Annotated in this window: 21 protein-coding genes, 1 tRNA gene and 2 pseudogenes; 9 read left to right on the plus strand and 15 right to left on the minus strand. The window is 66.4% G+C overall.

Annotated features, from left to right (window positions below):
- Positions 1-300 precede the first annotated feature (300 nt).
- Complete coding sequence (locus tag V5F78_RS18450) at positions 301-1,638, minus strand: tetratricopeptide repeat-containing glycosyltransferase family protein (protein WP_394072662.1); 1,338 nt, start codon at positions 1,636-1,638, stop codon at positions 301-303.
- A gap of 114 nt (positions 1,639-1,752) precedes the next feature.
- Here V5F78_RS18450 and V5F78_RS18455 point away from each other — a divergent pair, with 114 nt between their 5' ends.
- Positions 1,753-3,117 (plus strand): tetratricopeptide repeat protein, encoded by a 1,365-nt coding sequence (locus V5F78_RS18455; RefSeq protein WP_394072664.1) that lies wholly within the window; start codon positions 1,753-1,755, stop codon positions 3,115-3,117.
- Here the strand turns inward: V5F78_RS18455 and V5F78_RS18460 are convergent.
- Entirely contained in the window at positions 3,094-3,954 is an 861-nt protein-coding gene (locus V5F78_RS18460; protein WP_394072666.1) for a hypothetical protein, read from the minus strand. The two genes, V5F78_RS18455 and V5F78_RS18460, sit on opposite strands and share 24 nt — an antisense overlap.
- A gap of 3 nt (positions 3,955-3,957) precedes the next feature.
- Positions 3,958-4,233 (minus strand): hypothetical protein, encoded by a 276-nt coding sequence (locus V5F78_RS18465; RefSeq protein ID WP_394072668.1) that lies wholly within the window; start codon positions 4,231-4,233, stop codon positions 3,958-3,960.
- Positions 4,234-4,515: 282 nt separating this feature from the next.
- Here V5F78_RS18465 and V5F78_RS18470 point away from each other — a divergent pair, with 282 nt between their 5' ends.
- A complete protein-coding gene (locus V5F78_RS18470) occupies positions 4,516-5,595 on the plus strand; it encodes a glycosyltransferase (RefSeq protein WP_394072670.1) in 1,080 nt (359 codons plus the stop codon).
- Positions 5,596-5,600: 5 nt separating this feature from the next.
- Positions 5,601-6,380, plus strand: coding sequence for a methyltransferase domain-containing protein (locus tag V5F78_RS18475; protein ID WP_394072672.1), 780 nt, complete (start codon positions 5,601-5,603; stop codon positions 6,378-6,380).
- 40 nt (positions 6,381-6,420) lie between these two features.
- Here V5F78_RS18475 and V5F78_RS18480 read toward each other — a convergent pair whose 3' ends face one another.
- Entirely contained in the window at positions 6,421-6,792 is a 372-nt protein-coding gene (locus V5F78_RS18480) for a hypothetical protein (protein WP_394072674.1), read from the minus strand.
- 482 nt (positions 6,793-7,274) lie between these two features.
- Here V5F78_RS18480 and V5F78_RS18485 point away from each other — a divergent pair.
- A pseudogene (locus tag V5F78_RS18485) lies at positions 7,275-8,659 on the plus strand (IS1182 family transposase).
- A 182-nt stretch (positions 8,660-8,841) separates the two neighbouring features.
- Here the strand turns inward: V5F78_RS18485 and V5F78_RS18490 are convergent.
- The 4 genes from V5F78_RS18490 to V5F78_RS18505 form a co-directional block, all read right to left on the minus strand.
- Positions 8,842-9,360 carry a hypothetical protein gene (locus tag V5F78_RS18490; protein WP_509276264.1) on the minus strand — a complete coding sequence of 173 codons (519 nt, stop codon included), beginning with the start codon at positions 9,358-9,360 and terminating at the stop codon, positions 8,842-8,844.
- A gap of 94 nt (positions 9,361-9,454) precedes the next feature.
- Complete coding sequence (locus V5F78_RS18495; protein WP_394072760.1) at positions 9,455-10,657, minus strand: COG3904 family protein; 1,203 nt, start codon at positions 10,655-10,657, stop codon at positions 9,455-9,457.
- Complete coding sequence (locus V5F78_RS18500) at positions 10,654-11,091, minus strand: hypothetical protein (RefSeq protein WP_394072762.1); 438 nt, start codon at positions 11,089-11,091, stop codon at positions 10,654-10,656. The genes V5F78_RS18495 and V5F78_RS18500 overlap by 4 nt, the downstream gene beginning before the upstream one ends.
- An 89-nt stretch (positions 11,092-11,180) precedes the next feature.
- The gene (locus tag V5F78_RS18505; protein WP_509276265.1) at positions 11,181-12,677 is read right to left on the minus strand and encodes a hypothetical protein; all 1,497 of its coding nucleotides are present in this window, start codon (positions 12,675-12,677) and stop codon (positions 11,181-11,183) included.
- A gap of 188 nt (positions 12,678-12,865) precedes the next feature.
- Here V5F78_RS18505 and V5F78_RS18510 point away from each other — a divergent pair, with 188 nt between their 5' ends.
- Complete coding sequence (locus tag V5F78_RS18510; protein ID WP_394016428.1) at positions 12,866-13,138, plus strand: helix-turn-helix domain-containing protein; 273 nt, start codon at positions 12,866-12,868, stop codon at positions 13,136-13,138.
- 37 nt (positions 13,139-13,175) lie between these two features.
- Here the strand turns inward: V5F78_RS18510 and V5F78_RS18515 are convergent, their stop codons facing one another.
- The 7 genes from V5F78_RS18515 to V5F78_RS18545 form a co-directional block, all read right to left on the minus strand.
- Entirely contained in the window at positions 13,176-13,820 is a 645-nt protein-coding gene (locus tag V5F78_RS18515; protein ID WP_509276267.1) for a hypothetical protein, read from the minus strand.
- A 413-nt stretch (positions 13,821-14,233) separates the two neighbouring features.
- Positions 14,234-14,323: transfer RNA gene (locus V5F78_RS18520), tRNA-Ser, on the minus strand.
- A gap of 761 nt (positions 14,324-15,084) precedes the next feature.
- Entirely contained in the window at positions 15,085-15,840 is a 756-nt protein-coding gene (locus V5F78_RS18525) for a sulfite exporter TauE/SafE family protein (protein WP_394070435.1), read from the minus strand.
- A gap of 117 nt (positions 15,841-15,957) precedes the next feature.
- Entirely contained in the window at positions 15,958-16,851 is an 894-nt protein-coding gene (locus V5F78_RS18530; protein ID WP_394069988.1) for an MBL fold metallo-hydrolase, read from the minus strand.
- 24 nt (positions 16,852-16,875) lie between these two features.
- Positions 16,876-17,337, minus strand: a complete 462-nt coding sequence (locus tag V5F78_RS18535) for a DUF6691 family protein (RefSeq protein WP_394069990.1) — start codon at positions 17,335-17,337, stop codon at positions 16,876-16,878.
- A 1-nt stretch (position 17,338) separates the two neighbouring features.
- Positions 17,339-17,767: a YeeE/YedE family protein gene (locus tag V5F78_RS18540; protein ID WP_394070437.1), complete on the minus strand. Its 429-nt coding sequence runs from the start codon at positions 17,765-17,767 to the stop codon at positions 17,339-17,341.
- 32 nt (positions 17,768-17,799) lie between these two features.
- Positions 17,800-18,018: a YgaP family membrane protein gene (locus V5F78_RS18545; RefSeq protein ID WP_394069992.1), complete on the minus strand. Its 219-nt coding sequence runs from the start codon at positions 18,016-18,018 to the stop codon at positions 17,800-17,802.
- A gap of 51 nt (positions 18,019-18,069) precedes the next feature.
- Between V5F78_RS18545 and V5F78_RS18550 the strand changes: the two genes are divergently transcribed.
- From V5F78_RS18550 to cydC, 4 genes and pseudogenes are all read left to right on the plus strand, one after another.
- Positions 18,070-18,405, plus strand: a complete 336-nt coding sequence (locus tag V5F78_RS18550) for an ArsR/SmtB family transcription factor (RefSeq protein WP_394069993.1) — start codon at positions 18,070-18,072, stop codon at positions 18,403-18,405.
- A gap of 228 nt (positions 18,406-18,633) precedes the next feature.
- Positions 18,634-19,215, plus strand: coding sequence for a GbsR/MarR family transcriptional regulator (locus tag V5F78_RS18555; RefSeq protein ID WP_394069994.1), 582 nt, complete (start codon positions 18,634-18,636; stop codon positions 19,213-19,215).
- Between the two features lie 206 nt (positions 19,216-19,421).
- Positions 19,422-21,221 (plus strand): annotated as a pseudogene (gene cydD, locus V5F78_RS18560) (thiol reductant ABC exporter subunit CydD); the annotation flags it as partial.
- Positions 21,218-22,951 carry a thiol reductant ABC exporter subunit CydC gene (gene cydC / locus V5F78_RS18565; RefSeq protein ID WP_394069995.1) on the plus strand — a complete coding sequence of 578 codons (1,734 nt, stop codon included), beginning with the start codon at positions 21,218-21,220 and terminating at the stop codon, positions 22,949-22,951. The pseudogene cydD and the gene cydC, both read left to right, overlap by 4 nt.
- Positions 22,952-23,007: the final 56 nt, after the last annotated feature.

Below are 23,007 nucleotides of genomic sequence, written 5' to 3' on the forward strand. Positions count from 1 at the left end.
GGCCGGGTCGGCGATACGCTCGGCCTTGATCTCCAGGATGGTGATCTTGTCGATCAGTGGCCCGCCGCGATGGGCACGAGTATCTGGAGCACCTCTGGCGAGGATGCGGCTGCGCTCATGGACTGTCCCCCGATAACGCGGAGCGGGCCGCCATGCTGCGGCGGACCATCTCTGCAATGGTCTGGAACACCCCCTCCCAATCGCTCGCCGAATTTACCGCAAAGACCACACTGGAAACCGAAGCCGCCTGAAGCCACAAAAGTATCAGAACTCTGTCCTAAACCGGAACAGAGAAGGGTCTCAGATCAATCCGAAGCGCACGGAAAGTTCATGCCTTATGGCTGCGAACGAGCTGTCCCAGTCCCCAGCCTCGCGCTGACGAAACAGGCGCATGGTCGGATACCAGGGACTGTCCTCCCGGTTCAGCAGCCAGCGCCAATCTGGGATCACGGGAAGCAGCACAAATGTCGGCACCCCAAGCGCTCCCCCGAGATGCGCGATGGCGGTATCGACGGAGATGACCAGATCCATCAGGGACCCCAGTGCCGCCGTTTCCAAAAAATCCCCCGCCGGATACAGAACATCTGGATGTACGGCCAGGACCTCTCGCTCGGCGGGGGTCGTATCCTTTTGAAGGACGACCAGGTCAATATCGAGTGAGCGCAGAGACAGGAACGCCGACAAATCCGCCGCACGGGGGTCGTTGCGGTTCCCGCCGCCCGACCAAGCGATGCCGACACGCGGGCGGCGCTTCCTGCCCAGTGCCCGCGCCCACGCTGCAATACGTGCGCTAGGGGGGTACAGGTAGGGAATGCTGACTGGAATGGTGTCCAGCATCGTTCGGAAGGCGAAGGGCAGGCTCAGTAGCGAGCAGTGCGTATCGAATGAAGGCCGCTCTGCCCCCGCCGGCAAGACGATGGCACCACCACCGAGGCTGGCCATAAGGCCGGCGATCGAGGGGGGCACTTCCAGGATCACGCGCGCGCCAAGGGCTGCGACCATAGGGACGTATCGGCAAAATTGCAGCGTGTCGCCAAAGCCGTGCCGTCCCTGCAGCAGAATGGTCCTGCCCATGAGTGGCTCGTCGCCACGCCATATCGGTGCATCGATACCCCCCGCCTGTTGAACCCGCCGCTCCTCCTGGTCCCATCGGCGCGAGCCGAATGCCACCCAGCCACCGGCAAAATCACCATGCAGCAGTCGGGAGGCGCCTAGGCGCAGATGGGCATCGCCGTGGCTAGGGTCGCACCGAAGCGCCGCCCTGAAGTCATCGGCGGCCTCCGCGTAGCGACCGAGCACATGCAGCGCAGCACCCCGGTCCGAAAGTACGGCCGGATCGTCGGGTGCCAAGGCGAGCGCCCGGTCGAAACACTCCTGGGCCTCCCGGTTTCGGCCCAGCCGCGCAAGTACGTTGCCATGGTGTCTCAGGCACGTGAGGTCATCCGGTTCAATGTGAAGGGCGCCGCGCATGAGGTACTCCGCCTCTTCGTACCGCCGATGCTGCGCCGCGATCACGCCGAGGAGGTGCAGGGCATCGAAGTGCAGGGGCTCACGCTCCAGCACGCGACGATACAGGCTCTCCGCCAGTATCAGGTCGCCGGAACGATGGGCGGCGATGGCCTCGTCGATCGTCTCCAAAAGCATGTTTTCCTGCAGGTTCGGCGTGGACCCGTCGCAGCTCTGAATTATTGTAATCGGAACTGCGCGTGAGCTTAACACTCCGGTTCCCCGCGCTCCCCGATGGGATCGCCCATGTCGCTGATCGATCAGGCTCTTCTACTCCACCGCGCCGGGGACCTTGCTGCGGCGGAAGGGATCTATCGTCAGATCCTGGCCAAGGCTCCCGCGGACTTCGATGCCCTGCACCTCCTCGGCGTGATCGCGGGACAGCGACATGACCATGCCGGTGCCGAGCGTCTGCTGCAAGCCGCTCTCGCGGTGGACCCGGACGATCCGGGCTGCCTGCACAATCTCGCGTACGTGCTCTCCGCGCAGTACCGGTTCGATGCGGCGCTCACCGCCCTCGACAAGGCGCTTGAAGGAACCCCCGGGGACGCCACGATACATGCCGAGCGTGGCAGGGTGCAGAAGGCGTTGGCCCGGTACGATGAGGCAACGGCGAGCTTCGAAGCAGCGGTAGCGCTAGACCCGGCGTCCGCAGACGCCCACCTCGACCTTGGGATTTGCCGCCTACTCCAGGGGAACTTGGCGGGCGGCTGGAGCGAATATGAATGGCGCTGGCAGACCGGCCAGATGCCCGCACTTCAGAGCACCTTCCACGGCCCTGCTTGGACGGGAGAAGAAAACATTGCCGGCAAAACCGTCCTTATTCACGCAGAACAGGGCCTGGGTGATTCCATCCAGTTCTCCCGCTACGCCGCTTTGCTGGCGGAGCGCGGTACCAGGGTGATTCTCGAAGTGCCCCGGCCCCTGGCCGAGGTACTGGCGGGCGTGAGCGGCGTATCCCACATCGTCGCCGTGGGCGATACGCTTGAACCCGGGATTGATTTCCACTGCCCCCTTATGAGCTTACCCCTGGCCTTCGGAACACGGCTGGATACGATCCCCGCTCCGCTCGGCTATGTGAAGGCTTCACTCGATCTGGTGCGTTCCTGGTCGCAGCATCTCGGACCCAAGCGCCGGCCGCGCATTGCCCTGGTCTGGGGCAGGAACGCCGCCCATCTGGATCGGACCATCGGCCTTGAACGCCTGCTGCCGCTGCGGACACTTGATGCCGACCTCTTCGGCCTGCAGACGAGCGTCCGGCCCGAGGACCAGGGGATCCTCGATTCCCATCCCGACATCCGCAACATCGGCGTCCCCTTCCCCGAGACAGCGGCCCTTATTTCGCTGATGGATCTTGTCGTCACGATCGACACGTCTATCGCCCATCTTGCCGGCGCGCTCGGGGCGCCGACCTTTGTGCTGCTGCCGCATACGCCCGACTGGCGCTGGCTCCTGAACCGGGAGGACAGTCCCTGGTATCCGACAGTTCGCCTGTTCCGCCAGCCGAGGCGGGGAGACTGGGCCGGGGCGGTCGACCAGCTGCTGCGCGCGTGCCGCGCCCGTTTCACCGTGGGAGAGACGCTGAGGTCAGGCGCGCCAGATGTCGTATAAACGAGACAGTGCACCGAAGGGCATGCGCCGGTAATATTGATGCTCGAAATAGGCTAGGAGATCCGCGCCGAGCATCTCGCGTTGGCGCAGCTTCTTGAGTCCGGCCCAGTGTACGATCACCGGATCGGCGGTGCCGCGCGCAACCGAGACGGCGTCCAGCCCATCCAGGGAACGGCCCGGCCATCGCATGATCTTATTCCGGTCCACCTGGAGATCCTCCCGTTCCACCTTCCGGTTCAGGATGAAGTTGAATACCCCCTGATCCCCCGCTTTGAAGAATTGCGGGTGGCGCAGCCGGCGCGGCATGGACCATTCGAGCCATGGATCGAAATCGGCGCGTGTCAAAACACCCGCCGTGCCGATCCACTGGCCGGAATTGAACAGGAAAGCCGGCCGGGGCGTCGCGCCATGACCGGCGGCCTCCAACTTCTCCCAATCGTAATAGAGCAGCCGGGCATATTCGTCCGGCAGCGGCTCGTCATCGACGAGAAAGGGAGCCGTGCTTCCCGCCAGCCGATCGAGCACGTGGCCGGTCATGATCGTATCGGAATCGAGCATCAGGAACCGCTCGCCATCCTTCCCGAACAGCGCCTCCAGCTTCACATATCCCCAGCTATAGTTGCCGGAGGGAATGTCGGCGATACCCACATCCCAATACCTGGAGAGCTCTCGCGCAAGGCCACTGACCAGGGGCGCCCCGACGAATAACTGGATCCTGACTGTCGGATAATATCTGCGGATGCTGGCGATGCAGATGCGCGTGAAGCGGGAATCGATATCGCACGCCGCGACGTAGATCATGTCGATCGGCGTCCGCTTGTCTCCCGAGCGCTCCATACGCTACTTCTTGGAGGAGGTGCCGCAGTCCGGCGGGCAGATGGGTTCCCAAGCCTTGGACTGGCCGGTCTTAGACTGGCCGGTCTTGGACTGGCCGGTCTTGGACTGTTTCTTCTGCGCTGCCGAATCGGCTGGCTGGGTGGTGGTCACCTTGGCGCCTGCATTGACTGTGCTGCCCAATGCCGGGGCGGTCGAACCGGACTGAGCTAAGGCCCCTGTGGCGAGCGCGAATACCAGCGCCCCACTCCCAACCACGGGCAGAAGCACATGCTTGATCATGGCGAGTTATCCCTTCAGCCGATCCACCATCTGCCTCCGGCCACGGCGTGGCAATCTTAGGAGGCCCCATACGGCAAGGTAAAGTGTCTGGTTGATAGCAATTTGCGGCGGTGACGGCAGGTCCACACACCTTCGCTATAGCCCGGGGCCACGGAATTTGGGCCACGGAATTTGGGCCGGAGAATTTTGGGCCGGGGAATTTTGGGGTCAGGGGATTAAGCTGGGCCTCTCGTCATGATCCCAGCAGACGAGGTATCCGCCATGCCGGGACGAGGAACAGGATTGAACAGCACCGGCTCGCGCAGCGCTCCACCCCTGCGCGTGCTGCCGGCCCCTCGCGGAACCCGCGACGGTGGTGCTGCCATCTGGGTTCTGTACGAGGCTCTTGAACGGCTCGGTATTGCGGTTGTCGACGGCGCCACACAAGCGGATCGCAAGGATGTCGACATCTGCCACATGCACTGGCCCGAATATGCGATGGGAGCGGATCGACCATGGCGGCGTATGGTCGACGCGGGGCGGTTCTTCGGCAAGCTGGCATGGATGAAGATGCATGGCGCCCGACTTATCTGGACCGCGCACAACGTCTATCCGCACGACACGTCGCCGCGCAGGTCCATGGAGCTCTTTTATTTCATCCTGTTCAGCATGCTGGATGGGCTGATTTTCCTCAACGAAGCCTCGCGCGATCTGTTCTATCGAAGGCATCCGCGATGCCGCTCAGCCGCTTCGGCCGTCATTCCCGCCGCGAATGTACGCTCGATCTTCGCCGATGTCGCGGAGACAGGCACGCGCGAGCCGGACGGCCACCAGTTCCTGTTCTTCGGCGTCATTCGGCCCTACAAGGGCCTCGACCGGCTGATGACGGCGTTCAGCGCGCTGGCGGCTCCGCGCACGCGCCTCGTCTGTGCCGGAGCCGCATTCGCGAATCCTGACTACATGAGCTGGATCGCGCAGCTTGCCGCCGCAGATGAACGGATCGATCTTCGGATCGGCTGGGTACCGGAAGGGGAGATAGCTGCTTTGTTCGGCGCCTCTGCGGTGGTGGTCCTGCCGTATCGGGACCTGCTGAATTCCGGCGTCGCCATCCTGGCCCTTTCCCTCGACCGGCCGGTCCTCCTGCCATCGACGCCATCCAGTCTGGAGCTGCGGAACGACATCGGACGGGAGTGGGTGATGACCTATGAGGGCGAACTGACGCCCCAACTCCTCTCGGAGTCTCTCGCATGGGCAACGCAATCCCGACCGGGGTCTCCTGACCTTTCCGCGTTCGATCCCGACGCGGTCGCCCGGCGCACGCTCGACTTTTATCTCCGCGTCCGCGGCCGGGCAGCGAAGCATATCGGAAGAACGAGAGGATAGGATCCATGTCTCTCGGCATCATCGACAGACTGATCCCTGCATGCGGTCCGCGCGCGGGCTGGCTGAAGCACCTTGGCTGGCGCCTGCGCTGCCCCGTGTGCGAGGCTCGACTGCCGTCCTTCCTGCCCGGCGGGATCGATGAACCGGTGCTCGCAGAGCGCAGGGTCATTGGCGGCGGCAGGCGACCGCACGCCATCTGCCCCATCTGCGGCTGCCCGGACCGGATCCGGCTGCTCTACCTGTTCCTGAGAAACCGCACCGATCTGCTGGCGGACATGCACCGTCTGCTGCACGTGGCGCCCGAGCCGCATCTGCGAGCCTGCTTTCTTCGGATGAGTGACCTTCACTATGTCACCGCCGACATCGACAGGCCGGACGTCGACCTCATCATGGACCTGATGCGCATGCCTCTGGCAGATGCATGTGTCGATGCGGTCATCTGCAGTCATGTGCTGGAGCATGTGCCGGACGACCGCCGGGCGCTGTCGGAGCTTTTCCGCGTGCTGCGCCCCGGGGGATGGGCGATCCTGCAAGTTCCGATCGCAGCCAATGGCGCAACGTATGAAGATCCCTCCATCATCTGCGCAGAGGAGCAGCGGATGGCCTTTGGCCAGCGGGGCCACGTGCGCCTCTATGGGGCGGACTTTCCCGATCGCTTGGGAGAAGCGGGGTTCACGGTCGAGATCTTCAGCTGGCGATCGGAGCCGGAACGGTATGGGGGCGCGCAGAATGTATTTGGACTGATCCCCCAGGAAAACGTATTCGTGGCACGACGTTCTCTTTGAGCCGGCCCCTGAACTTAACGCCGGAGGGCAATCGGCCAGCCTATTTACTTCCAGGGGTGGTCTGCGATGGGATGGTTCCGGTTTTCTTGCTGCCCTGTGCACCTGGAGTAGTGGCTTGCGGCGTAACGGGATTTGCGCTCTTTTTGTCCACGCGCCAGGCCCGGTTGCCCCCGAACAGCGAGTCCGCCTGTTGCTCCGCCGTGAGGATCATTGGTGTGTTGAGGTAGGTTTCCACTCCCCCCTGATCGCCTCGCTCTGCCCCTGGGTAGCGCGGCAAAGACCGCACCGCATCGCCAAGGGACTGCTTCCCGAGACTTTCGGCTTGGACGGCTTTCGACATGTCGACGGTCAACCCCAACGCCCCGAGCGCAGAGAACACACCGTTCAAAAGAATTCGCGCGATGCTCTTCATCTTGCCGTCCCCTCTCGAAATTCAGCGGATGCGCTGTGGTCGATCTTCCGAGCAAGATTAATATTCCTCAGCGGAAACTCAAGCTGAAAGCAAAATGGTGAAAGTGTGATTATGGGATGTCCACCCTAGCATCCGCCTCGCCAGTCATCCGCTGGTTAACGTGCTGCCTGTTCCGCTGCAAACGCTACGACCCTTGGAGATTGCCGTTTCCGTCAGCTTCAGTTTCAGCCGGTCGACCGGCAGACGCGTATCGTGCAGAACCTCCAGGACCCGTGCCAGCACGTCGCCACTGGCGAACTGAACGGCAGAGACATTCACTGCAACCTTAAAGAGTGGCTCTCTGCTCTAAGCTCGAAGCTTGAGCGACAGCTCGAAAGTGGGCATTTCAAAAGACGGCTAAGGGTCGATTCCGTTGAAAAAGTCGGCGTTGCTGTCGGCCTGAAGTCCTGATTCAGTCGTCCTTGTTGATGGAGGATGGGCCGATGATGGGCGAGCGGACGGAGGTGCAGGACGCGCTGTTCTACGAGTTCAGCCTGGAGCCCCATGTCCCCGCTGGCCACCTCGTGCGGGCCATCGACAGGTTCGTCGACCTTTCCGGCATCCGGGCGCACCTCAGGCCGTTCTACAGCGAGACCGGGCGCCCCTCGATCGACCCTGAGTTGATGATCCGGATGCTGCTCACCGGCTATTGCTTCGGCATCCGCTCGGAGCGGCGGCTGTACGAGGAAGTGCATCTCAACCTTGCCTATCGCTGGTTCTGCCAGCTCGGACTGGAAGGTGCGGTGCCGGACCACTCCACCTTCTCCAAGAACCGCCACGGACGCTCCGCGACAGTGACCTGCTGCGGGAGCTGTTCGAAACCACGGTGCGGTGTTGCATCGAAGAGGGGCTGGTCGGCGGCGAGGGTTTCGCCGTCGATGCCAGTCTGATCAAAGCGGATGCCAACAAGCAGCGGTCCGCCGCCGCCTCGGAGCAGGTGGACTGGGAGGGGCTCGCCGAGACGCGCCGGTCGGTCCGGGAATATCTCGACACGCTCGACGAGGCCGCCTGGGGCGCCGCGAGCGAGGTGAAGCCGAAGTTCGTCTCCAGGTCGGATCCGGCGGCGCAATGGACCGGCGCCCTGAAAGGCCATGCCTTCTTCGCCTACGCCACCAACTACCTGATCGACCTCGATCACGCCGTCATCGTCGATGTGGAAGCATGCCGCGTCATCCGGCAGGCGGAGGTCGGGGCGGCACGCACCATGATCGAGCGCACACAAGATCGCTTCGGCCTCTAGTCAGCGCGCCTGGCCGCCGACAGCGCCTATGGTTCGGCGGAGAACCTCGCCTGGCTGGTCCACGAGCGCGGAATCGAGCCGCACATCCCGGTGTTCGACAAATCCGAACGCCAGGACGGCACCTTCAGCCGGTCGGACTTCACCTACGATCGCGATGCGGACGCCTATATCTGCCCGGCCGGCAAGCCGTTGCGGCAGCGGCAGAAGGCCTACCGGATGCCGCGCCCGCTTGTCGATGATGACGGCGTGATGCGCTACCGCGCCAGCAAACTGGACTGCGAGGCTTGCGTGTCGAAGCCTCGGTGTTGTCCCAATACACCCGCCCGCAAGATCCCGCGTTCGATCCACGAAGGGGCCCGCGACATGGCACGAGACATTGCCACTACGGACGACTACGTCACCTCACGCCGACAGCGGAAGAAGGTTGAGATGCTGTTCGCCCACCTCAAGCGCATCCTCAGGCTCGACCGTCTGCGACTACGCGGCCCAAACGGCGCCCGGGACGAGTTCCACCTCGCCGCCACTGCTCAGAACCTCAGGAAGCTCGCCAAGCTCCTCCCGAGCGGGCCGCAGGTCAGGCCAGCATGACCGGAGACGACGTCCGGCCGCCAAATCCGGCTTCGTGCCGGCGCGCCTCACAGGCCGACTTTTTCAACGGAATCGGGCGCAAAGCGGACGTCCCTGAAAGGGCAGTCGAGGGGCACGTATGAGTCAAACCGACTCATTTGCGCTGCGCTACTCGCTGTCCAGATCCGTGGCACCCCTACCGGTCAGCGCCCTTGCCTCAATCCAGCCGCAAGCGCTTCCATCAGCATTGCAGCATCCTCGCCGGCCCGGTGCCGCACTGTGGCGTGTTCAAGCTGATCCCGTATCCCCTCGCTGACTTCATCGCCAAGTTCGCGAAGCAGGCCGTCCCAACTGCACATCGTGAAGCTCGGCTTTATGCCCGCCGCCTCGAACAGAGCATTCATCCAATAGGCGTCGAAGGGGCCGCCATCGCACCAGACTGGACCGCTGCCGAGGAGCTGATTCAGGGTCCTCGCGGTAACCATCGGCGGCTCGGCCGTGGCAAGCTCGGTCCGGTCGATGCCGTGCACCTCTTGCGACAGTTCGCTCCAATGGCCGAAGTCGGTCCAATCCTGCGTCGGCCGGATAAGCGCCGACCACACATGGATGGGCTCCTCCGGAGCCGGCCACGCGGCAACGCCCACCTCGATGGGATATCCGCCATCCTCCAAAGAACTCGCCTCAAAATCGATGATGCGCAGAGGCCATTGGATCGTCGGCACTTGCTGCTCCTTCGTCTGGAGAAAGCTCCTACCCCCTTATCTCGGACACCGCCCCCCTTGGCCCATGGGCTCAGACCTCCTGATCGACGACAGCTCACTCAGTGCAGTTGGCCATGGCGAGGTGGATCAGACGTCTGTCTCCTGAGACGCGGAAGCGCAGGGCGTCCTGGATCGACCAGTCGGCGCGGGAGAGATCGCCGGCGTCCTGGAACGACACCGCGACTATGGCTTCCAGCTCTTGGAATGACACGCCAGAGACCTCCAGAACGGCGATGAGTTGGAACGGCGCCTCGGCGGTGGGGCTGGGCTTGATGTCGAGCACACGCGCGGCGAGTTTGCGCGTGCCACCGCGCTCGAAGCGCACCTCCATGTCGAGGTTTTCGAGCATGCTCAGCACATCCTCCGGCCGGCTGGTTTTTTGGCCCAGCGCCGTGTCGCGCGAGCCCGGCTGGAACACCAAGGCGACGAGGGGGGTCTTGCGGCCTTTGCGGCAGAACAGGCGCAGGCGGGTGGTATCGTCGAAGCGGCTGGTGGCCACTTCGGCAGTGGCGCCGATGTCTCTGCCCATGCCACCGGCGGCCTCTAGGCTGAGGGGTGCATAGTGGCGCGCCGTGTTGTCGACGTTCCAGGCGCGCATCTCGTCCGGTGTGAGCCAGTGGGGTGCGCCCTCCGGCGTCTTGGCCGCCAGAGCCAGGAAGCGCGGATCGATGCCCATGGCCAGCGTGTAGTCGATCAACCGCCCCATGATCTGCTGGGCATAGGCGGTGGTGCCCGAGAAGGAGAATTGATGCACGCCGAGGCGGGTGCCGGTGGCGCCCTCGAAGCGGTCGTATTGGTCTCCCTGGTCCTCGGCGCCGGGATCTTGCGCGATCATGTAGCGCTTCACGCCGCCGAGGATGGCATAGGCGCAGGCGCCGACGCAGATCTCCCCGAGGCTGGTGCCGAAGCCGGCCTTGCGGATCAGCTCGCCCAGCTTGGCGGCGGAGGCAAGATCCCCGCCGGGCGAGACGAACTGCAGCATGCCGCCATCGGGATTGTCGCGGGCGAAGGCGGCGAAGGCCTGCGGCGTGTCGGGCGTGATCATGCCGACGGCGAGGTCCGCGCTTTCCAGCGCATTGCCCCGGCAGGCGGCGTTCGGCGGGGAGAAGAAGCGCATGGGCTTGCGCAAATCGGCGGGGCGATAGTCCGGCGCCTCGCAATCCGGCTCTTCCGCCTGCGCCCGGCTGGAGGGAGCCGCCACCGCCAGGATGGCGACGGCGGCAATGCTTGCGAAGATGCGTTTCTCGCGAAAAATCATCCTTCGCTCCGCAGGGTCGGCTCGGTGCGGTTCGGCTCGATGGGATGCGGCTCGGAGCGATGGGGCGGCCGGTCGATGGCGAGGCTCCATCGGGTCTTGGCGTACCAGGTCTCCTGCGAATCCGGATCGGCGAACACCCAGCCGTGCTCCAGATAGTTCTTGGCCGTCAGCTCGTTGCCCTTGACGCCGAAGAAGATCATCAAGGTCAGATCGAGGATGCAGGTCGCGAGCGCGACCAGGGCCACGTCCTTCGGCTCGAGGTCCGCCAGGCTCTGGCTGATGGTCGTGGAGAAGTTGATCACATTGATCAGGATGCCCCAGACATAGAGGCGGCGCAGGAACAGCGGGATGCCGAAGAAGGTGGAGAAGAAGAACAGGACCCAGCTCCAGCCGACCTTGATGCGCTTGAGCTCGCCCGTCTTCGGGTTTTTCATCAGAACTTTCATGCTTTCCCCCATAATGAAGCGATGATGTGATGAAGCGATGTTTGATGACGTGATGGAAACGCGCGTCAGATCGCGGCTCAGCGCTGCGCCGTGGCGGGCGGGGCCATCCCCACGCCGCCGCTGAGCACGAAGCCGCGCTGGCCGTCGGCGCGTGCGACCGGGATGAGTTCGGCCGGCGCCTCGCCCTTCGGCTGGATGACGACGAGGGCGTCGACCCATTGCAGCGTGTCGCCGACGTCGAGGATGGTGCAGTCGCCCGTGCTGGCGAAGAGATCGCGCACCCTGCGCCGCGCCGCTCCCGGCCGCTCCGACAGGATGGCTGTGAGCTGTTGCGGGGTGCGGCAGAAGACCGTGCGCTCGACGATGGTGCAGCGGCCGCCTTCGACGCAGCGTTCTTCCCCCGGCTGCGCGCCAGGTGCGGCCTTCGACGCCGAAGCCGTCTTTGGGGCTGACCGCAGCGTGGCAAGCGCGGCCATGGCCTGATCGAGCTCGCGCTGTGCCTGTGCTCGCTCGCGCCGCACTCCTTCCAGGGGATCGGGACCGCCGCCGCCCGCCAGATCCTGGAACGCCTGCGCCATGCCGGACGGTCCCCGCGCCATGCCCATGGCCAGGCTCAGCATGCGGCGCGCCTGATCGGCCTGTATCGCGGCGGACCGCTCCTGCAAGCGCCGCTCGGCCGCCTGCACGGCTTGGCGTGCTCGCGCGACACGCGCTTGAGCGGCATCCAAAGCATCGGCGGCAGCCGTGGCAGTGGCCTGTGCCTGCCTCTCGCGCGCCTCCGCATCGCGCATTGCGCGGCCTTCTTCCTCACGCCGCGCCTCATCCTGGCGCCGCGTTTCCTGCTCAAGGCGGGCTTCCTCTTGCTGCCGCACTTCTTCCTGTCGGCGCGCCGCTTCGCGCGCCTGAAGGGCACGTGCCGTCTCCTCTTCGATCTCGGTCAGGCGGCGATCGATGATGGTGTAGGGCTCATCTCCCGCCAGCTGCTTCAGGGTCTCCTTGATGGGGCTGTCCTGCATGGCGCCCCCATCGGCGGCGGAAACGACGACACCGACAGCGGCGAGGCGCGTCACACGCGACCGGATATCGGTGAGCCTGCCGGCTGCGGTCTGCATGTCCGCCTTTTGCAACTCGGCCAGCGACATCCAGTTGGCGGCGAAGCGCCTGCGGGTCGCGGCCGCCAGATCGCTCAATTGCCGGTCGGTCGACAGGCTGTCGGCATAGGCGAACTTGAACAGAACCGTCTGCGCCAGGCAGAGCTCGTCGACGGACAATCCGGATTGTTGCGGCTTCGATGTCGGGGCCGGCGAAGATTGGGCGGCTTTGGCGATCATGTCCTGCGCCGGCGAGAGGGGCGGCGCGGAGACCGCCTTCTTCAAAATCACGACCGTGTCGCACGCGCCGCCCATGGCCTGGGCCAATTCCGCGCCGAAGAACGCCTCGATCTGCGCGGGGGTGGTGCCGATCGTCATGAACAGCAGGCGGAGCATTACGAGCTCATCGTCGCTGAGCTTTTCCGGCAGGACGTACTTCTGCTCGAAGATGCGATCCTTGTAGCCGTACTCGGAGCGGGCCAAGGCGGGACTGGCGAGCAGGCCGAGGCTGCCGCACAGCGCAAGCGTCCTGATCAGCCTGGGAGAGGCCATCGGAGGGGTTCCTTTCTGAGGGGGCGAAGCCCTGGAAAATTGGGCATCGACGGAGATGAATTTCGTAACGTGCACTATAATGCGTAGCACACTAGTGCACAATGACGCGCCATCGCACCATGGTGGATGCGCAACATGTGCTTGGTGCAAACGTTCGACGCTGCCGTCTGGCGATCGGCCTCTCTCAGGAAGAGGTGGCTGAACGTATGGGCGTCGATCGTGCTTACGTCAGCGGCTTAGAAGGCGGGCGCAGAAATCCCACCCTCACCACCATATGGGCGATCGCGCAGGCTCTGGGCGTTGAGATGTCGACATTAGTAAGCGCCGCTGGGGCGAGCGACCCGGCGCCCCCCATCCGAAAGCGGGCACCTCGTCGGAAGCCTACCGGATAATAGTGCTGGGAGGCCTTGAGGCCTCCCAGCTTTCCGCTCACGCCTTGCAATCGGGATGCATGAGGGCGAGTTGGCTGATCGGCCGCGTGATCACCGGCAGATCGTCGAAGCCGTGCCATTTGAGCGTGGCCCGGGTCGCATCGCGATTGATCACCTCGGCCGGCCACCAACCGTTGAAGGCACCGTCTTCATAGTCCGGCGCCAGCACCAAATGGCCGCTGGCAATCTCGGGCCAGAGCCCCACGGCGACCTCTTTACTGACAACACCGAGATTGCCGCCGTCGAGCATGTTCTGCGATGCAATGGCCACGGCAGAGACAGGCTTGTCCGTGGCGCCCGAGGCCGCCTCTGCGGCCGTTTCGACGGCCGGCGCTGTCGTCGTCGCATTCGCGGCCGCCTTCGCCTCAGCGGCCTTCGGAATCAACTGCACGACAGGCGCCGTTTTGGCCGCGCTCTCGGCCACGGCCGCGAGCTCGCTGACCATGCGGGGCGTGACCGCGCCGAGCAGGGGAGCACCCTCCTTGTCGAAGGCGCCGCGCGCGAGACTCGCGATGAGCTTGGCGTCCTTCGCCGGGCTCAGCGTGACGCTGCGAAGGCCGAGGCCCTCGGCAGCAGCGCGCGCCTTTTCGGCGGCCTCGCCTTCGAACTTTGCGGCCTGGGACGGCGTGGCATTGAAGAGCACGAGAATGCCGGAGGAAGCGGCCTGAGATTTGACAGTCATGATGCGATCTTTCCTGAGACTGGCGGCAGTCTCCGCCTCTGCATTGTATCATATTACTGTCTATTTGTCAAGAAACTCGTGCTGAGGGGAGGCTTTGGCTTCGATTAGGATCGCGCATCGTGCTTGAGTATTTGCCCCTCAGCGGTTCAAGGCGGCGATGTATCTGACCTGCCCGCGAGAGCGGCTTTGGGCAGGCATGACGCCCGATACAATCGAGATCGCTGCTCAAGGCCGAGGCGCAGAACGTGTTCATCGACTCGAGATCGTCGCCTCGCGCGCACGCGAGCAGCACGCTCAAAATGTGGGGTGCAATGTGGGGAGAGGTATCGCTCGAGAGAGATAAATCTTTATTTTCAATGACTTATCGCAATGATTGGCGGAGAGAGAGGGATTCGAACCCTCGATACGGTTGCCCGTATACACGCGTTCCAGGCGTGCGCCTTCAACCACTCGGCCACCTCTCCACGGCGCGGCCCTAAGGCGCGCGCGGAACCTTATGCACGGGAGCGGACGGGATGGCAGCGGAGCATGTCCATGCTCTCAGCCGTCCCGGGCCCACTGTCCTGCATGCATCGCCCGGTCGTGCCCGTTGTGACGGACCGAACACAGGCGCCATGCACGGCATACCCGCCGAAGCTGTCGTGAAACATGCGGCGCCGGTTGAAGCGCCACGCTCTGGCAAGGCGGCGGAATATAGCGGCTCGCGCGCCTGAGACAAGCCGGTCGGCGAAACTTTCTGCCCGGCTCAACACAAGTCTTTGCGCCCCTCCGGCAATCGCCCATGGGCGGCCCTCGAAGCCGCGCGCGAACAAGGGCGGCGACGGCGACAGGCGCAATTTCAGCGTGCGATTTCGGTCAAAGCGCACCCAGCTATTCGCCCCCGCACCAGTTGCGGCCCGCAACCCGACCGAGACCGCAGCCCCGCGCCCGGAAATCCCCCGCTTCCCGCAATGGATACCGGCCATCTGGAGGCCGAAGGTCGCGGCAAGAGCCGACTGAAGGATCCCGCGCGACCGGAGGATGGCGTCAATCGCCGGGTGCAGTGCGCGCACGGAACGTGGCCGCACGATAAAGCGCGCGATCGCGTGGCGCGTACCCGAGGGATCGGCGCGGCACGGCGCGGTGGGCGGTTTTCGCCCCGGCGTGTCATGGGAGCGGCAAAAACCCTGCGTCCGGCCGAGCCGGCACGTTTTCCTCGCCGCCCTGGTGGGGGTTGCTTGAACCTCTAGCCCAGAAGCACCATCGCGCCCCGGACGATGACATAGATGCCCACCACAGCGACGATCATCGCGAACACCTGGGAAAGCACAGCCTTGCGCGGCGCCAGTGCGCCCGCGAGCCGTCCGCCGAACAGGCCGCCTAAAATGCCACCGCCGATGAAGAAAGCCACCAGCCGCCAGTCGATGAAGCCGGACAGGGCATAATTCACCGCCGTGGTGACGCCGAAGGCGGTCACTGCCACCAGCGACGAACCGATGGCGAACAGCAGCGGCATGCGGGTGGCGGCGAGCAGGCCGGGCACCACCAGGAACCCACCGCCGATGCCGAAGAAGCCCGATAGCGCCCCGACACCGGAGCCATAGGCCAGAAGGCGCGGCAGCAAGACCGGCGCGGAGGCGGACGTCAGCCGCACGCCGGCATCGTCCGCATCGCCCTTGCGCCGCATCATGGCGATGGCGATGAACACCATGAGCAGGCCAAACAGCAGCAGCAGCTTCTGCCCATCCATGGCCTTGCCGATGGTGGAGCCGATCGCCGCCCCGATCACCCCGGCCGCGGCAAACACCATGGCGCAGGGCCATTTCACATGGCCGGCGCGCGCGTGGCCCACGAGATTGGCAAGCGCGCTGATCGCCACCGCCACAGCGCTGGTGCCGATGGCCACATGGGGCGAGGGCACGCCCACGAGATAGACCAGGAGCGGCACCGCCAGCACCGAGCCGCCCCCGCCGATCAGGCCGAGCACGAAGCCCACCAACATGCCCGAGCCGCCGGCCAAGGTATCGGTAAGCGTGATCACACGAAAAACTCCGGCATGACATTCCTTCCGGTCCCACGGGCATCGCCGCCCGGGCGCGCGTCCTCGGCTCGGATCCTGCTAGAGCCCGTTGATGGGCACCTTCAGAAAGCGCTTCCCTGCCGCATCGGGCGGCGGCAGGTCGCCGGCGCGCATGTTGACCTGGATCGAGGGGATGATCAGGCGGGGCATATCCAGCGTCGCGTCGCGGGCCGTGCGCAGGGCGACGAACTCGGCCTCGGTGACGCCGTCGCGCACATGGATATTGTGAGCACGCTCCTCGGCCACCGTGGTTTCCCACTGGATCCGCCGGCCGTTCGGGCCGTAATCGTGACACATGAACAGGCGGGTCTGCGGCGGCAGCGCCAGCACGCGCTTGATGGAGCGGTAGAGCACGGCGGGATCGCCGCCGGGAAAATCCGCCCGCGCGGTGCCGCCATCGGGCATGAACAGCGTGTCGCCCACGAAGGCGGCATCGCCGATCACATGGGTCATGCACGCCGGGGTATGGCCGGGCGTATGCATGGCGAAGGCGGTCATGGTGCCGATCTCATAGGTGTCGCCATCGGCGAACAGGCGATCGAACTGGCTGCCGTCGCGCTGGAACTCCGTGCCTTCGTTGAAGATCTTGCCGAACGTGTCCTGCACCACGGTGATCTTGTCGCCGATGCCCAGCTTGCCGCCCAGCTGGCCCTGGATGTAAGGCGCGGCCGAGAGATGATCGGCATGGACATGGGTCTCGATCAGCCATTCCAGCTGGAGCCCGTGGCTCTTTATGAAGGCGATGATCTCGTCCGCCGAGCGATAGGCGATGCGCCCGGCCGCATAGTCGATGTCCATCACGCTGTCGATCACGGCGCAGGCGGGCGAGTGGGGGTCCTTCACCACATAGCTGACAGTATTGGTGGGCGCGTCGAAAAAGGCCGTCACCTCGGGCTTCACGGTCAGATCCACGGCATGGGGAATGGGGGACATGGGAACCTCCCTTCGGGTCTAGGTTCAGGATTTCTGCGGGGCGGATCCGGCGGGGTGCGCGGGCGGGCGCGCATCCTGCCGCTGGGCGAGCCAGCGGGCGGCGGCCATGCCCGCGAACATGGCGGGCACGAACACCAGCACACCGGGCGCCGCGAGCGCGAGCGATGTCAGCGCCGGGCCCGGACATAGGCCGGAGAGGCCCCAGCCGAGCCCGAAGAGCGCCGGGCCAACCAGCAGGCGCGCATCAATGTCACGCCGGGTCGGCACCTGGAACTTTGCGGCGAACAGCGGCTTCGGCCAGCCGAGGACCCAGCGATAGCCGGCCGCGGCCACCGCCACCGCCCCGCCCATGACGAAGGCGAGGCTCGGGTCCCAACTTCCGGCGATGTCGAGGAAGTTCAGCACTTTCGCCGGATTGGCCATGCCGGACACGACCAGGCCGAGGCCGAAGATCACGCCCGCGAGCACATTCACGATGACGCCCATCTCAGCCCCCCGCCACATGACGCACAACGAACACGGTGAGGCCGGCGACGCCCATGAAGACCAGGGTCGCCACCAGCGAGCGGGGCGAAAGCCGGGCGATGCCGCAGACGCCGTGGCCGCTGGTGCAGCCGCTGCCCCACACGGAGCCAAAGCCCACCAGCAGTCCGGCGCCGACCATCAGGGGGAGATTGCCGGACACCGCCTGCACCACCGGCGCGCCGGTGAGCGCGGCCACGAGCAAGGGGGCCGCCACCAGGCCGGCCACGAAGCCGAGCCGGCCCAGGAACCCGCTCCCCTCATAAGGCGGCAACAGGCGCGCGGCGATGCCGCTGATGCCCGCGATCCGCCCCTGCCCCGCCATCAGCAGAACAGCGGACAGGCCAATCAACATCCCGCCGAACAGGGAGGCGAGTGGGGTGAAGGGAGTCATGGTCATGCGCCTCCTTACTTGGTCGCGCAGGTCTACTTGGTCGCGCAGGTCCGGATGCCCAGCAGCGTGTAGGCCGGGCAGAAGCGGAACACGGACGTCAGCAGCAGCACCGCGCCGATCGCGGACAGGATCCAAATCCAGGCCCCCAGGCCCGCGAGCGCGGTGGCGACCGCCGGCAGAAAGGGCAGCAGAAGCAATATGATGCCGGCGAGCGCCCGCACGGCCCTATCGACGGTTCCCACATTGACCATGGGGGGCCTCCTGATATAAGTTATTAGTTACGTATATTCGAAGATTCTAATATGTCAATCCCCTCTTCACCGCCCGCATCCACAAAACTGCCGCTCCCCGTGCTCGAAGCGCGCGCGGAGGAAGCGGCCGCGCTCCTGTCCTCCATGGCCAATGCCAAGCGCCTGCTTGTGCTGTGCCATCTGGTGGAGGGCGAGCGATCGGTCGGCGACCTCGCGATGTTGGCCGGGCTCAGCCAATCCGCCCTGTCCCAGCATCTGGGCAAGATGCGGCTGCAAGGTCTGGTCACAACACGGCGCGAGGCCCAGACGATTTATTACAGCCTCGCGAGCCACGAGGTGCGCGCGGTGCTGGAGACGCTCTACGGGATTTATTGCGCGCCGGCCTGAGGCCGCATTCCAATCGGATTGCGCCGGATCAAGGACGCGCGGTTTCCGACGGCGGATAAAGCCGGCGTCGGCACCCGGGTCCGGGAGGCCGGCGGAATCGTGTGCGACCGATGCCGGTCGGGAAGGCCGCCCTGGAGCTCCAGGGGGTGCATGGCCCTTGCTGCCATGAGCGGGTTGCAGTATGCAATTTTCAGAATTTTCTGAAAATTCAGTTTTCCGAGAAATCAAATGAAGCTGCCCGCCATGGTCCAGGCCTTCGTGCTGCATTTCGGCGAAATGGGCAGCCGCTGGGGCATCAACCGCACCGTCGGCCAGACTTATGCGCTGCTGTTCGTCTCCCCCCGGCCGCTGTGCGCGGACGAGATCGTCGAGGCGCTGGGCATCTCCCGTTCCAACGTGTCCATGAGCCTGCGCGAACTCCAGGCCTGGAACCTGGTCCTGCTGAAGCACCTGCCCGGCGATCGCAGGGATTTCTTCGTCACGCCCGACGACACCTGGCAGATCCTGCGAACCCTCGCCGAGGAGCGCAAGAAGCGTGAGGTGGACCCCACCTTGTCGGTGCTGCGCGAACTGCTGATGCAGGAACCCGCCACCGAGGAGGAGCGCCACGCCCAGGCCCGGCTCGGGGAGATGCACGCCCTCATCGAACAGCTCACCAATTGGTACGAAGATGTGAAGCGGCTCGACACCGCGCGGCTCGCGAGCCTGCTTGCCATGGGCGCCAAGGTGACCCGGCTGCTGGAAGCGACCGACAAGGTGGTGGCCCTGGGGCGCCCCCGGCGGTCGCGCACGGAAAAGCCGGGAGGATGACCATGTACGTCGCCCTGTCTCCCGTCCCGGCCGCCCGCCCCGCCCCGTCCCCGAAAGGACCGCAAGCGCAGGGTCCCGGTGCGCAAGGATCCAATGCGCAAGGATCTGGCGCGCAAGGATCGGACGCGCCGCAAGCTGGCGCGCAAGGCCCCGTTGCGCGGGAAGCCGCACGAGATTGCGGCGCGGCGCGGCAGGGTTCCGAGACTTCGCAGGGCCCGTCCACGTCCCGCCGCTCCCGCCGCGCCAAGGCGCCCTCTGCTCCGGGAATTCGGCGCGGCAGCCTTCTGCAGACCGCGGCCGCCCTGGTGTGGCTTCCGCAGGCGGCCGCCCTCGCCTATGCGGTGCAAGCCATCGCCGCCGGCGCGAGCGCAGACCACTTGGACATAATGCCCAGGGATATGGCGCACGTGAATATGGCGCACGTGACTATGGCGCACGTGACTTGGGCCGCGCTGCTCGTGCTGGTGCTGGGCGTGGCGCGCGCGGGGCTCGAGGCCTGCGGCTCGCGGCTCGCCTTCCGCGCCGCCCGAGCGGCGCTGTCGCAGATGCGGGCCCGCGCCGCCATGGCCCTGTCCGCCCGCTCGCCGCTGGACAGCACAAAGCCCGCCTCGGGCGCCGCAGCCAGCGCCATCGCCGAGCAGGCCGAGGCGGTGGTGCCGTATCTTGCGCGCTATACGCCCGCCCGCCAGCGGGCGACCCTCGTGCCCCTCGCCATCCTCGCCGTCGTGCTGCCCCTGTCCTGGGTGGCCGCTTTGGTGCTGCTGGTGGCGGCGCCCCTCATTCCCCTGTTCATGGCGCTGGTGGGCTGGCGCGCCAAGGAAGCCAGCGCCGCGCAGATGGTCGAGACCGGAAGCATGAATGCCTTCCTGCTGGATCGGCTGCGCGGCCTTGCCACCATCCGCGCGCTCGATGCGGTGGACCTCACGGCGCAACGCCTGCTGGCCAATGCCCTTTCGGTGAAGACGCGCACCATGGCGGTGCTGCGCATCGCCTTCCTGTCCTCGGCGGTGCTGGAGCTGTTCTCCGCCCTCGGGGTCGCCATGGTGGCGGTCTATATCGGCTTTCATTTCCTTGGCCCGCTCGGCTTCGGCGCCTGGGGCGGCCGGCTCTCCCTGGGCGAGGGCCTGTTCATTCTGCTGCTCGCCCCGGCCTTCTTCCAGCCGCTGCGCGATCTTTCCGCCGTCTGGCACGACCGGGCGGCGGGCGAGGCCGCGCTGGAAGCGCTCGACCGCCTTTCGCACCAAGGGCTTGCCCTGGCGGACGCGGCCGTCGCGGCCCCGGTGGATCTCCCCACCGACGGTCCCTGCCCGCCACCCGCGGTGCGGGGCTCGGGCTTGGGGTTCTGCCATGCGGGCGGCGAAGCCCCGGTTCTCGCGGATTTCAGCTTCGCGGTGGCACCGGGCGAACATGTCGCCCTGGTCGGCGCCAGCGGCGCGGGCAAGTCCACTCTGCTGGCGCTGATCGCCGGCCTCGCCCCGCCGCAGGCCGGCGAGATCGCGATTGCGGGCGTTCCTCTCGCCGCCGACACGGCTGCGGAGCTGCGTCGCCGTATCGCCTGGATCGGCCAGACGCCTCATTTCTTCGCCGGCTCGCTGCGCGCCAACATCGCGCTCGGGCGCACCGGCATCGGCGCCGCCGAGGTGGACCGTGCCCTCGCCTTCGCCGCGCTGGAGCGTGTCGCCAACGATCACGCCGGGCAGATCGGCGAGGGCGGGTCGGGCCTCTCCGGCGGCGAAGCGCTGCGCCTCGCCCTCGCCCGCGCGGCGGCGAACCCGCATGCGTCCCTGATCCTTGCCGACGAACCCACCGCCCATCTCGATGGCGCGACCGCGCGCGACGTCACCGACGGCCTGCTGCGGCTGGCCGAGGGACGCACGCTGTTGGTCGCGACTCACGATCCCGCGCTAATCGCGCGCATGGATCGCGTCATCGTCTTGGACCGCGCGACCGTCTCGGACCGCGCGATGATCTTGGACCGCGCGATGATCCCGGAGCCACGCCCATGAGCCGCCGGACCCTTCCGCATCCGGCGGGGGCTCCCGCCCGGACCTCCCGCATGGACGATCTCGGCACCGTCCTGGCCTTATTCTTCACCACCCGCCGCGCCATGTTGCTCGCGGGTCTGGCGCTTGCCGCCACCACGGTGCTGGCGGGCATCGCGCTGCTGGGCCTGTCCGGCTGGTTCATTTCCGCGACCGCGTTCGCCGGCCTTTCCGCCGCGACCGCGCTCGCCTTCGACGTGTTCGCGCCGGCCGCCGCCATCCGGTTTCTGGCTTTGGCGCGCACCGCCGCGCGCTATGGCGAGCGGCTGACGACCCATGACGGCGCGCTCTCGATCCTGGCGATGCTGCGCGCGCGGCTGTTCCGCGGCTTCGCCCAGCCGGGCGCGGCGCGGAGCCTGCTGGCGCGGCCGGCGAAACTGCTGTTCCGCCTGACCGCCGACATCGACGCGCTCGATTCGCTCTATCTGCGCATCCTCGTGCCGGCAGGCGCAATGCTGGCGGCCGCACTCGTCGCGGGCATCACGCTCGGAACCCTGAATGCCGGCCTCGGGATCGCCGTGGCGGGGCTGCTGCTCCTCGCCGGGTTCGGCCTGCCGGCACTCGCCGCGCGCGTCGCCCGAAAGCCGGCCCGGCGTCGCGCCTATGCCCTGGAAGCGTTGCGCGCCCGCGCCATTGATCTCGTGGCGGGCCAGACCGAGCTGATCCTGGCCGGGCGCCTCGCCGGCCAGCGCGCGGCGATCGCTCGCGCCGATGCCGACGCCGCCAAGGCGGACGACGCCCTAGACCGGATCGAGACCGCCGTCGGCGCGGGTTTCGCTCTCACCGGCACGGTGGTGCTGGCAGGCACGCTGCTCGCGGTCGGCCTGCTGGCGCGAGACGGGGTGATCAGCACGCCGCTGGCCGTGCTCGGCCTGCTGGTGGCCCTGGCGGCCGCCGAACCCTTCGCCGGCCTGAGGCGCGGCGCCCTGGAACTCGGCCGCACCCTGCTGGCCGCCCGGCGCATCGCGCCCCGCCTGCGGCCCCAGCCGCCGGCGCTGCGGCCCGCTCTTCCGCCCGCCGACTCTGCAGCGCGGCTTTGCGGCGTCTCGGCGCGCCATGAGGGTGCGCAGCGCGATGCCGTGCACGATCTCACCCTCGACCTGCCGCGCGGCACACGCCTCGCCATCATCGGCGCCAGCGGCGCCGGCAAATCCACCGTGCTGGCGCTGCTCGGCGGCGAGATGGCCCCGGCCGCCGGCACGCTGGAAGCCTGCCCCTCCACACTGCTCACCCAGCGCACCGAGCTGTTCCAGGACAGCGTGCGCGACAACCTGCGCCTCGCCGCCCCCGAGGCCACGGACGAAAAACTCTGGGATGCCTTGGCGGCGGCGGGCCTCGCGAACGCGGTGCGCGCCCTGCCACGCGGGCTCGACACCCGGCTGGGCGAAGGCGGGCTCGGCCTTTCCGGCGGCGAGAGCCGGCGCCTCGCGCTGGCGCGACTGTTGCTGCGCGCCGCCCCGCTCTGGCTGCTCGACGAGCCCACAGAGGGGCTCGACGCGACGACCGCCCGGGATGTGCTGGCCCGCGTGGCCGACCATGTGGGCGACCGCACGCTTGTGATCGCCACTCACATCCGGCGGGAGGCCGCGATCGCCGACCGCCTCATCCTCATCGACGACGGACGCATCCGCGCCCGGACGGAACGTGGCACGCCGGCCTTCGAGGCCGCCCTTGCCACGCTGCGCCCGGACTGAACGTGCCCGCCATCACCCTGACGGCGCCGTGGCGCCGGACCCTTGCGACTGGAGGC

This window comes from Roseixanthobacter glucoisosaccharinicivorans (genome assembly GCF_043195095.2).
Taxonomy (GTDB): Bacteria; Pseudomonadota; Alphaproteobacteria; order Rhizobiales; family Xanthobacteraceae; genus NCEH01.